Source organism: Marinilactibacillus piezotolerans (assembly GCF_900114235.1).
Lineage (GTDB): Bacteria > Bacillota > Bacilli > Lactobacillales > Carnobacteriaceae_A > Marinilactibacillus > Marinilactibacillus piezotolerans.
The window spans coordinates 18,664-30,681 of sequence record NZ_FOSJ01000029.1 but is presented as its reverse complement, the minus strand read 5'-3'; the positions used below and the strand labels follow the sequence as shown (position 1 = coordinate 30,681).

Here is a 12,018-nt window from a genome sequence, read left to right as displayed (position 1 = left end):
ATCCGTTTCCGAATGTTATCCCCCTCTTATGGGCAGGTTACCCACGTGTTACTCACCCGTTCGCCACTAATCCATTCTCTGCAAGCAGAGAATTTCATCGTTCGACTTGCATGTATTAGGCATACCGCCAGCGTTCGTCCTGAGCCAGGATCAAACTCTCGTTTTAAGTTTGAAAAGCTCATTATATTAATTGTGGATGAACCTTGTTCATCCGATAGTTGTCTTGATCCAATAAAGAATCGAAGACCCCTGCACATTTGGTTGTTTTTACTTTGTTCAGTTTTCAAAGATCTACTACTTTATAAGTCGTTGCCTTGTTTGTCGGCAACTTTTATATCATACCATGTTGTTGAATTGATGTCAACTACTTTTTTTAAAAAGAATTATCAACCCTTTTTGTGTAAGCGTTACACATGCCTCTATGACAACTACTTAAGTATATCTGATTGTTTGTTCGTTGTCAAGAAAAAAATACATTTACTAAAAACTTTTTTTCGCTTGTCGCTTTATTTGTTTTGCAGCAACGAGATTAATAATAACAGGTTGCCAGCTTCTAGTCAATAGATTTTTAGATAAAAATAAAAAAAGCATACTCTTTTATTAAGAACATGCTTCTTTATTACTTATCCTCTTGTTTTTTCTACTCTTTTTCATGATCTGCTTCATGCATTTCTTCTTTTGCTTCATCTCTATTCTCTTTTGCTTCTTTTACGTTTTCTTCGTACTGTTTATCTTTATGATCTTCCCCTCGAACTGCATCTTCAATCGATTTAACCTCATACTCACCAGCTACGTCTCCATAATACTTATTATATCTTTCTTTAAATTTCTGGAAAAAATGTACAAAAATTACTTTAAGTATTGCATAGATAGGTACTCCAAAAATCAAACCAAAAATACCCAATAAATCCCCTATTACTAATAATACAACAATAATCGTTAAAGGATGAACATTTAATTGTTTACCCATAACATTTGGTTCTATAAGGTTTCCATCTATGAATTGGACAACCATCCAAACAACAATCAAGAGCAAAACCATAGTCCAAGAGCTCATCAGTGCTATGACTACTGCTGGTATAAATGCCAGCGTTGGTCCAATATAAGGTATGATAGAAGTGAATCCTGCAATGATAGCTAAAATTCCAGCATAATCCAAGTCAATAATCAGGAATCCAATAAACATCATAACCCCGATTGAAGTAGCAATGATCAGCTGCCCCTTAATATACGCTCCAACTTGAGAATTGATTTCACTAGAAACACGCAAAATATCTTCTCTCCATTTTGGCGGTACGGCCGATAAGACAGCTGTAGACATTTTTTTCTCATCTTTTAATAAAAAGAATAGAATCAGCGGAAAGGTAACCAGAGTAACTACAACATTAGTAACACTCGAAACGACTGAAGATACTCCACTAAGTCCATTAGTTAGATACTGATTAAGGTTATCAGGAACTTGAGAAATGAAAGTTTCACCTTCGTTTATAAACGATTCGATCTGTTCTCCGAATGGTACATTTTTTAACCATTCAGAAGATGTATTTACAATTGTATCAACGAATGAAGGGAAGTTTTCAATTAAGCTATTGAATTGATTGCTTAACAAGGGAATCAATGTTCCAATTAACAGTACAAGCAGGCCGATCATAACAATAAATAAAAGGGCTACTCCCCATAACCTTTTAACTTTTCTTTTTTCTAGAAAATCAATTATTGGATTTAATAGATAATATAATAATAGTGCTATTACAAATGGCATCAACACACTTGATATTAATACGGCGATTGGATAAAAAATAAAGTTAACTTGATTAAAAAGTAATACTATAATTCCAATCATGATTAAAATTCCTAAAGTGAAGACCAGACTCGATCCTCCTAAAAAGTTAGTCCATCTTGATTTTTTCATTTAATTTCCTACTTTCTATATAACAAAATGTACTTATTCTATTATTCTATATCATTTGCGTTACATAATCGAATGATTTGGGTGTATCAGTTCTATAAAATAAAAAAAGCACGCTTGTCCCGTACTTAAACCGGTATAAGCATGCTTTGAACGTAAACCAGAAGCCTATGTTTAATCAATGTTTTTTAAAGTAGGAAATAATAGAACATCTCGTATAGTATGAGCATTCGTTAATAACATAACCAGACGGTCGATTCCGATACCGAGACCACCTGTTGGCGGCATACCATACTCAAGAGACTCGATAAAATCTTCATCAATTTCTTGAGCTTCGTCATTACCTTGATCTTTTTCTTTCATTTGTGCTTCAAATCTTTCCCGCTGATCAATTGGATCATTCAATTCACTAAAAGCATTGGCATATTCGTGACGTGAAATAAAAAGCTCAAATCGATCAGTGAATCTTGGATCTTCATCGTTTTTCTTTGCAAGCGGTGAAATTTCTAGCGGATGTCCATAGACAAAAGTAGGTTGAATAAGTGTTTCTTCCACGAAAGTTTCAAAAAATTCATTCACAACATGACCGAAAGTAGCATAGTCATCTACAGCTACGTTATGATCTTTCGCTAACTGACGCGCTTCGTCACTAGACATCTCTTTCCAGAAATCAATTCCGGTTTGTTCCTTGATTAAATCCACCATGTGTCTACGTGTCCAAGGTTTACCTAATTCAATTATTTCTTCACCATAAGAAATTTCGTTAGTACCTAGTACTTTTTGCGCTACTGTCTTGATCATATCTTCTGTCAAATCCATGACATCTGACACGTCATGATACGCTGTATAAAGTTCTAACATTGTAAATTCGGGGTTATGAGTGGTATCTATTCCTTCATTACGGAACACTCTACCAATTTCGTAAACTTTTTCCATTCCTCCAACAATTAGACGTTTCAGATGCAATTCAATGGCAATTCTTAGATATAGCTCCATATCTAACGCGTTGTGATGAGTAATAAACGGACGCGCTGCTGCACCTCCTGCTAAATTATGCAGTAAAGGAGTCTCTACTTCAAGATAATCATTACTGTTCAAATAATTTCTAATTTCTTGAATAATTTGACTACGTTTAGTGAAACGATTAAACGAATGTTCATTCGCAATCAAATCAAGATATCTCTGACGATACTTTTGTTCTACATTAGTTAATCCATGATATTTATCTGGCAATGGCCGCAGAGCTTTGGATAAATAAGTTAGTTTTTTAGCCCGTACTGTTATTTCGCCAGTATTGGTTTTCATCACTGTACCTTCAATACCTAGAAAGTCTCCTAGGTCAGCTGTTTTGAAACTTTCGTATTCTTCATCTCCTACAGCATCTTTACGTACATAAATCTGAATCATACCTTTTTTATCTTTGAGATGAGCAAATCCGGCTTTTCCTTTTCCACGTTTAGTCATTAAACGACCCGCTATAACAACTGAATACTCTTTTTCAGACAATTCTTCTTTTGATTTATCTTCAAATGTTTCTTGTAACTCAGAAGAAAAATGCGTTCTTTCAAACCTGCCTCCAAAAGGGTCAATTCCACGTTTGCGTAATTCATTCATCTTTTCCCGACGTACCATAAGTTGATCATTTAATGTTTCTTGATTTGATGGCTCTTGAGTCATTCGTTTCTTCGCTCCATTCCTGTTCAAACTTTTTTAGAATTAATCATTTTTTAAGTTTATATTTTCTTTACCTTATTTAATTCTATTATTTCTCTATTCATTTCTATTTGACTATCTATAAATAAAGTTTTCAATCATTTTATGCCATGAATTAGAATCAATTATCTCAATAAGAGTATTTTTACTGTTCAACTTTTTGATTAGTTGATTATTTCAAGTAAGCTAGCTACATTCTTTGATTCTTATTATTGTACACGCAGAATCTAAAATCTCTATTTTAGGGATTCATATGATCATTTGAGTCTCTTCATTTGACAACTTTCATTCTGAATTATATTAACACAACTTTTACCCTTCTTAAAGGTAGAATGCAAAGCACTACTTAAAAATTTATAGTTTTATAAAGAAACAGCTTCTTCTTTTAATGCCTCTAAATCATTCTCGGTGTATTGATACTTCGTACGACAGAAATGGCAGACTGCTTCTGCCCCATGATCTTCATCTATCATATTTTGAATCTCTTCTGCTCCAAGTGAAATAATTGCATCTGCGAATCGTTCTTTTGAACAGTCACATTTAAACATAACAGGCGTAGTCTCAAGTAATTGATAATTGTCTTTGCCTACTAGTCTTTCTAAAATCTGGTCAGGTTTCTCTCCATTTTCCATTAATCTGGAAACTAATGGCAATTCAGCAATTACTGTTTCTATTTTATTGATCGTTTCTTCTTTAGCATTTGGCAATACTTGTATCATAAATCCACCTGCCGCTTTAACTGTTTCGTCTGGATTAACTAATACAGATACACCTACTGCTGATGGTATCTGTTCAGAGTTTGCCATATAATAAGTGAAATCTTCTCCCAATTCACCACTTACTAAAGGAACTTGTCCGACAAATGGCTTTTTCATTCCTAGATCTTTGCTGACTGTCAACATTCCTTCTGTGCCAACAGCACCTCTTACATCTAATTTACCTTTTCCATTCAATGGTAAATTAACTTGCGGGTTATGAATGTATCCTTTTGTCTCGCCTTTCCCATTACTGTCTATAACTAAATAGCCGATGGGGCCATTTCCTTCAATCCTTACAGTTATCTTTTCGTTTCCTTTTAATGTTGCGCCCAACAGTGTGGTTCCGATCATTGCTCTACCTAGCGCTGCAGTGGCTGTACTCCAAGTATCATGTTTCTTCTGAGCTTCAGTCACCATCTCTGTTGCATCTACTACATAAACTCTAATTTCATTGTTATATGCTAATGCTTTTATTAATTTATCTGTCAAATCATTCTCTCCTTGACTGGTTAGAATTATTATTTATGAACTTTCCATCATCTTACTATATTTCATTAAACAAGGAAAGAAGAGGAGGTTTACGTTCCACCTCCTCTTCTCATCCTTTATCATTTTAATTATAAAGATTATTTGTTTTTATCATCATCTTCTGAAGGAACTGTATTGTTACCTTCTGAATCTGATGCTTCTTCATCACTATTTTTTTCTTTGAATTCTTTTTCTCGCTCTTTTTCTTTTTCTTCTCGAGCAGCTTTCACTTCTTCAAACGAAGTACCGATAGGCTCCTCTTCTGGATCTCTATCAGCTTCTTCGCTTTCACGAGGAAATTCCACTGGATTATCACTGCGTTTATCCGGCATTTCGCCCTTTTCAAATAAACTCTTAATTTCTTTTTCATCCAGCGTTTCAACTTCAAGTAATTTTTGAGCAATCAGTTCATGCGCATCTTTATGTTCTTCAACGATTCGTTTTGCTTCGTCGTGCGCTTCATTAAGAATTCTCAATACTTCCTGATCGATCTGGTAAGCGAACTGTTCAGAATATGCTTTAGATTGAGAATAATCTCTTCCTAAGAATACTTGGCTGTTGCCTTCATATTGAACAGGACCCAGCAGATCACTCATTCCATATTCTGTTACCATGCTTCTGGCTAACTGTGTCGCTTGCTGGAAGTCATTAGAGGCTCCACTAGATTGTGAGTCAAAGATAAGTTCTTCCGCAACACGCCCACCTAAAAGCCCAACAATTTGTTCAAACATTTCTTTTTTAGTCATCAAGAAACGATCTTCTCTTGGAAGCATAATTGCATAACCACCCGCACGTCCTCGCGGAACAATGGTTACTTTATGAACGATTCGAGCATCATTTAATACTAATCCAACAATAGTATGTCCTGCTTCATGATAAGCAACCATACTTCTCTCGACTTTAGAAATTACACGATCTTTTTTCGCTGGACCAGCTATCACTCTATCGTGTGCTTCATCAACATCTAAAGCTTCGATTTGTTTGCTATTACGTCTAGCGGCAATTAGTGCTGCCTCATTTAATAAGTTTTCAAGATCTGCTCCGGCAAAACCTGGAGTTTGTTTAGCAATTTGTTTTAAATCGACACTAGAGCCCATTGGTTTATTTTTAGAGTGTACTTTAAGAATCGCTTCACGTCCTTTGACGTCTGGTCGACCAACAAGGATTCGACGGTCAAAACGACCCGGACGAAGTAAAGCAGGATCTAATACATCTTGACGGTTGGTAGCTGCTACAACGATGACACCTTCATTACCTGTGAAACCATCCATTTCGACTAGCAATTGATTTAATGTCTGTTCACGTTCATCGTGTCCGCCACCCATTCCAGCTCCACGCTGACGTCCTACTGCATCAATCTCATCAATAAAGATAATTGCTGGTGCATTTTTCTTAGCATTTTCAAATAAGTCTCGTACTCTACTTGCTCCAACACCCACAAACATTTCTACAAATTCAGAACCCGAGATAGAGAAGAAAGGAACGCCTGCTTCTCCGGCTACTGCTTTGGCAAGTAATGTTTTACCTGTTCCTGGAGGTCCTTCAAGTAATACCCCTGCCGGAATTCTCGCACCTAAGTTAGAGAATCTACGAGGATCTTTAAGAAACTCAACTATTTCAACTAATTCTTCTTTTTCTTCATCTGCTCCTGCCACATCGGAGAAGCGAACTTTACTTGTTTTTGCGTCGCTTTCTTTAGCTTTAGATTTGCCGAAGTTCATTACACCACGGCCACCACCAGCACCGCCGCCACCTTGCCCAGCTTGATTCATCATAAAGTACAAGAATCCAACTAGTAAAAATAAAGGTAATATAGATATTAAAAGACTCGCCCAGATACCAAGAGATGGTTCCTCAAGGGGCTGAATTTTTACATTATTCTCGTCGGCCAAAGCCATTACTTCTTCTACTGAAGAATCATTCTGTAGAATAGCTGTTGTAAAACTCGTTGTATCCTGTTCTACATTTCCAAAAATTGAAACACCTGTGTTATTTTCTACTTCAGGTTCTTGATCTTCTCGGAACTCTCCACTGATCTCATAAATACCGCCTGTTGGTTGAATTGTAAATTCTTCTACTCGATCTTCTTCAAGAAATTCAACAAACTCAGTTGAAGTAAATCCCTCTGATGCACCGTCAGAACCCCTTGTCGCCCAAGACACAATCCCTATGACTGCGATAAACACCAAGATGTAGAAGAGTCCACTATTGAAAAATCCCTTCTTCATGTCATCCTCCATCTAACTATTAGTTTTGTTATTTAAATAGTCTATACTATTTAGAAATGATACTGTTTTATACTTTACTTATGTTAACATACTTGACCTATTTTGACTATGAATTTTGTTTGATGATTTGATTATTAAAAGAAAATTCATCTATTCAAAATGTAAAAGAAAGGATTTTTGACTTTATTGGTAGATTTCAGGTTTCAAAATACCAATATATGGCAAATTACGGTAGCGTTCTGCAAAATCCAGACCATATCCGACTACAAACTCATGAGGAACTTCAAAACCTATCCAGTCAACTGTCATATCTACTGCTCGGCCAGATGGCTTATCAAGTAAAGTTACAATTTTTACAGAAGCGGCTTTTCTATACTTGAACATATCCTTTAAATACGCTAAAGTACGGCCAGTATCAATGATATCTTCCACAAACAATACATGTCTTCCTTCTACATTTGTATCTAAATCCTTAAGTATCTTTACTTCCCCTGAAGAAGTCGTCTCATTCCCGTAACTGGAAACATCCATAAAATCTATTTCCAAATAAATTTCCATAGCTTTGATCAGATCTGCCATAAAAGGTAATCCACCTTTCAGTACACCAACCAGTAAAGGATTTTTATCTTTGTATTCCTCTGCTAATATTGCTCCAAGTTCTTTCACCTTTTTCTGTATTTCTTCTTCTGATATTAAAATCTTTTCCATATCTGACTTCATGCTGATAGTACTCCTTTTTAGTTAATTTATACTTTTTATAGATAAAAGTTGATCTATTCTTTTAAAATCAATACGTACTGTATTTTATCAGGTATCGGTTTAGTAGACAACGCTGACTCTTTTAATCCCACCAGCCAGATAATCTGTTTTCTTGCATCTTCTATCAGAATTGCTTCTTCTCTTTTTGAAGGGGGTAGTTTCTGGTCAATCATGATTCTCTGAATTTTTTTAGTGCCATTTATTCCCTTGATTTCCATGCGATCTCCATCAGCTCTATGGCGAATAGTCAGCGGCAGAGTAATAGAGTCCAAACCCAAGAAAAGGGTGACAAAATTTATTTTCAAGTCAGGCATTTCATTAGAGTAAAATAAACCAATTTTTTTACCATCAGGCAGAACAGCCCATTTTCCTATTTCAAGTTGTAATGGTTCAGACAAGCGATTTATCTTTATATTGTTTTGCTTGCAAATTAAAAACTTTGTGTATTCTTTAATGCCTACATAATCTCCTGGAAGCTCTATTTTACTATTAGCCGTATCACTACTTATCCATTCCTGTAAAATTTCGAGGTGGACTCTCTTATATTGCAACGGAGTCTTCTCATAAAGCCGATCAAGCATATATTTAAGAACTAGTCTTTGCATACTATCTGATTGCTTTATAAAATGTTGTTTGCTTATTTCAACCTTATCTTCTTGAAAAGTTAAACAATCTACTGCTTGTTTTTCGATTATCGGACTCGCTATAGTCAATAAATCCTGAAGATCATCTGCAAAATTCGTCAAATGGTCTTCAACTTCTTTATTCTCTTTTTTCAGTAACGGCAAAATCCTATTTCTATAACGATTTCTAGTATATTGAAATGAAGTATTACTCTCATCTTCATAAAAATCAAGTTCATATGCTTTTGCATATGTATAGAGCTCTGATTTTGTAAATCTCAATAATGGTCGAATGATTTCTTTATCTTTAAATAATCTTTTTTTGTGAATACCCACTAACTGGTTTATTGCACTTCCTCGTACGATTCTCATTAAAATGGTCTCCACTTGGTCATTCTTATGATGACCAGTCAGCAACTTAGTTATATTTTGTTCAACCATGACTTTATGAAAAAAATGATATCTTATTTCTCTTGCGGCCTTCTCGGTTCCAGATTGCGGATGAGTCTCTTTCTCCCATATATAAGAGTAAAATGGAATCCCTAAGTTTTCGGCTATTTTATTAACGGCATGTCGCTCTATTATTGAAGTATTCCGTAATTGATGATCAACATAGGCGACCGAAAACCGCGGTCTGATATCATTAGGTAAATGAGTGACTAAATGGAGAAGGACCATCGAATCTACTCCACCAGATACGGCAATCAGCACTTTATCTTCACTTGTCCAGTAATGACATTCTCTTACTAACTTAGAGAATTTATCTGTTAAGTTCATCTTAAGGCCCTTTCTGTAATTACTAATTCCCAAAAATCAGATAGAATGAGTTTTCATTATTATATGTGCTGTATGGTTGGTAACAAAAAAGGGTTAGGGAAACTCCCTAAACCCTTTTTAATAGATCGGACGTTTACTTAAATCAGCAAACCCTTTATCCTCGGCGTCCACCGCGTCCGCCACGTTTGTTTTCAGTATTGCGTTTTAAAGAAGTTAAGCGATCTTCACTATCTTTTAAGAATGAATTCATCAAAGAGTCAAAATCTTCTTTTTTAGGAGCTGAAAAATTGCTGCGTTTATTTGACTGACTACTGCTTTTAGCACGTTGAGGCACTTTTTTCTTGGGAGCTTCTTCGGCAGGTTTATCTTGGGCTTTACGAATAGATAATCCTATCTTTCCATCATCCGCTATAGACAACACTTTCACCATGACCGTTTGTCCAACTTCAAGCACTTCGTTAATATTTTCTACATAATTATCGGATACTTCGCTAATGTGTACTAATCCAGTTTTCTTGTCTCCCAGATCAATGAATGCACCAAAATTCGCAATCCCGGTAACCTTACCTTCTACTTTGCTTCCAACTTCAATTGACATGTTTTCTTTGTTGCCTCCTAATTAATTTGTCCATATTATACCATGCTAAAATTTTAGAATAAAGTGTTTTAGAAAGGTTTTGACTACATTCATCAAAAATCATTCGGTATTATTCCACTTTAATCATTTAAATGAGCTAATATATTTTGGGGTTAGAACAATTTAAACTGCTAAAACCGAATTCTAAATGGATATGATATCGTATTTCTATACCACATTACTTATCTATTTCAGACTGTCCATTTGCAGCTTCTGCAAAATCCGGATTTTTATCTTCGGGAAAACTAAAAACGATCTCGTCATCTTTCGTTAAGTAGTATTCACTCCTAGCAAGCTTAAGTACATAGTCCTCGTTTTCAAGAAGCCCAACATAATAATCCAGTTCTTCCTGATGCAGTTCTAATGCTTCTAATTGTTCTTTTGCCTCTGCTTTTTCGATTGTCGATTCTTGTAACTGCTGATAGTTATTAAAAAGTGGTGTAACTAAAAGAGAAACAAAGAAAAGCCCACAGATTGTAATCAGCGTTGTTCGCCTTTTAATGAACTTAATTCTTTTTCGATTTCGTATACTCTCCAAAGTCTTCTCTTCTATGTACTGGTTATTCAGTTTTGTAATGACCGGTTGCTTTTTATTCTCCATTACACTCTCTACCCTCTCAAGAATAACTTTTCTTATAGTATAGTGATTATAGCAATAATCTCTCTGTATGCAAAGGATTGTCACAGTAATTTAATATAACTTATTTACTGGACCCATATGCACAGAAAGATTATAGCTAATTATCTATTAAGCAGATTCATTCACGTGATTTCTAGCTGTTATATTTTTCTTCAATAATACTATACAACTCTTTAGCTTCGTCTTTTTTAGTTGTGTCTCTTAAGTCTTCAATCTTCGCAATCATTGTCTTATTCCCAAATCTTATTTCCAGTTCATCTCCAACTTTTACTTGAGTTGAAGACTTCGCTGTCTTGCCATTGATCTGAATGCGATCTTTATCAGCTATTTCTTTAGCGACTGATCTTCTTTTGATGATTCTTGAAACTTTTAAAAATTTGTCAAGTCTCATTTCATTACCTTCTCTCTTCTTTTTCTTTTTTCTTTATTTCCTGCCATATTGTATTTACTTCTTCAACTGTTTCAGCACTGATTCCGTCAAATACATGAGGGTGTCTCCTTCTTAATTTACGATTGATGGCTTCTAATACTTCTTCTAAAGAAAATTGTCCTGTTTTTTCGGCTAAGTTGGTATGGTATAGAATCTGCAGTAATACGTCTCCTAGTTCTTCTATTACATTTTCCATATCTTCTTGCTCATACGCTTGAATCAATTCATTCGTTTCTTCCTTTAAATACGCTAACAAAGACTTTGGAGTCTGTTCACGTATCCAAACATCTCCATTTTCGCTGGTTATTTCATCAATATAAAGTTGCAGTAATTCAAAAGACCTGACTCTTTCATCCCTTTTCAGCGGCGGAATATAAACTGACCTTAAATTGTGTACACCCTCAAAACGGTCTAGTTCATACAGAGGCATCCACTTTATTTCTTCGTATCGACTTCCCGCTGCATCAATCCTGCATACTTGATGATCATCTGGATATAGCTCCATTAATGTCAGCTTAACTTCACTCGCCATCAACTGATTGAATACCTGCATGACGATGACCGCTTGGCCTGTCTGTATCTCATCATGAGATAAATCAAAAGCATCAAGTAACTGAAATCCATCTACTGGATCAATAGCTACTGCCTGGAACATATCATCAATGAAACTTTTTCCACCCACAATTTCAACTGTTTTTCCTGATTCCAGCAGTAGTTGAACACTTTTTTCAGCAACCATTGGATGCCCCGGTACTGCATATACAATGTCCTTGTTCTCTGACAATTTCAAAAGCTTTTCTACGATTGCAGGATAAACCTGCTTAAAAGAGGAAAATTTTTCATAATACTCATCAAAAAAGGACATCTCAATGCCTTCTTCTTCCAGTTCTTTAACTATTGGATGGTCTTTAGTTCTAACATAAAGTTTATCTGACTGTTTGATTGTTCTGTAAACACCTAAAGGTAACTGTTCCAACTCTGATGACCCTAAACCAATTATTTTGATTATACCCATT

10 protein-coding genes and 1 rRNA gene are annotated in these 12,018 nt (G+C 35.4%); all 11 read right to left on the bottom strand.

The genetic code is table 11. From position 1 onward, the window contains the following. Nucleotides 1–166: ribosomal RNA gene (locus tag BM212_RS07915) — 16S ribosomal RNA — on the bottom strand; the annotation flags it as partial. A 474-nt stretch (nucleotides 167–640) separates the two neighbouring features. Further along, nucleotides 641–1,912 carry an AI-2E family transporter gene (locus tag BM212_RS07910; RefSeq protein WP_072693208.1) on the bottom strand — a complete coding sequence of 424 codons (1,272 nt, stop codon included), beginning with the start codon at nucleotides 1,910–1,912 and terminating at the stop codon, nucleotides 641–643. Between the two features lie 171 nt (nucleotides 1,913–2,083). Next, a complete protein-coding gene (gene lysS / locus BM212_RS07905) occupies nucleotides 2,084–3,586 on the bottom strand; it encodes a lysine--tRNA ligase (protein WP_072693210.1) in 1,503 nt (500 codons plus the stop codon). A 398-nt stretch (nucleotides 3,587–3,984) separates the two neighbouring features. Continuing rightward, the gene (gene hslO, locus BM212_RS07900; RefSeq protein ID WP_072693212.1) at nucleotides 3,985–4,869 is read right to left on the bottom strand and encodes an Hsp33 family molecular chaperone HslO; all 885 of its coding nucleotides are present in this window, start codon (nucleotides 4,867–4,869) and stop codon (nucleotides 3,985–3,987) included. A 137-nt stretch (nucleotides 4,870–5,006) separates the two neighbouring features. Beyond that, nucleotides 5,007–7,136 carry an ATP-dependent zinc metalloprotease FtsH gene (gene ftsH, locus BM212_RS07895; protein ID WP_072693213.1) on the bottom strand — a complete coding sequence of 710 codons (2,130 nt, stop codon included), beginning with the start codon at nucleotides 7,134–7,136 and terminating at the stop codon, nucleotides 5,007–5,009. A gap of 183 nt (nucleotides 7,137–7,319) precedes the next feature. Beyond that, nucleotides 7,320–7,856 (bottom strand): hypoxanthine phosphoribosyltransferase, encoded by a 537-nt coding sequence (gene hpt / locus BM212_RS07890; RefSeq protein WP_091897952.1) that lies wholly within the window; start codon nucleotides 7,854–7,856, stop codon nucleotides 7,320–7,322. Nucleotides 7,857–7,909: 53 nt separating this feature from the next. Then, on the bottom strand, nucleotides 7,910–9,295 hold the full coding sequence (gene tilS / locus BM212_RS07885; protein WP_091897950.1) for a tRNA lysidine(34) synthetase TilS: 1,386 nt from the start codon (nucleotides 9,293–9,295) through the stop codon (nucleotides 7,910–7,912). 154 nt (nucleotides 9,296–9,449) lie between these two features. Then, nucleotides 9,450–9,893, bottom strand: a complete 444-nt coding sequence (locus tag BM212_RS07880; protein ID WP_091897948.1) for a S1 domain-containing RNA-binding protein — start codon at nucleotides 9,891–9,893, stop codon at nucleotides 9,450–9,452. A gap of 217 nt (nucleotides 9,894–10,110) precedes the next feature. After that, complete coding sequence (locus tag BM212_RS07875; protein WP_091897946.1) at nucleotides 10,111–10,533, bottom strand: FtsB family cell division protein; 423 nt, start codon at nucleotides 10,531–10,533, stop codon at nucleotides 10,111–10,113. A gap of 172 nt (nucleotides 10,534–10,705) precedes the next feature. Then, complete coding sequence (locus BM212_RS07870; RefSeq protein ID WP_072693223.1) at nucleotides 10,706–10,963, bottom strand: RNA-binding S4 domain-containing protein; 258 nt, start codon at nucleotides 10,961–10,963, stop codon at nucleotides 10,706–10,708. A 4-nt stretch (nucleotides 10,964–10,967) separates the two neighbouring features. Beyond that, nucleotides 10,968–12,017: a MazG nucleotide pyrophosphohydrolase domain-containing protein gene (locus tag BM212_RS07865; RefSeq protein ID WP_091897944.1), complete on the bottom strand. Its 1,050-nt coding sequence runs from the start codon at nucleotides 12,015–12,017 to the stop codon at nucleotides 10,968–10,970. Nucleotide 12,018 lies beyond the last annotated feature (1 nt).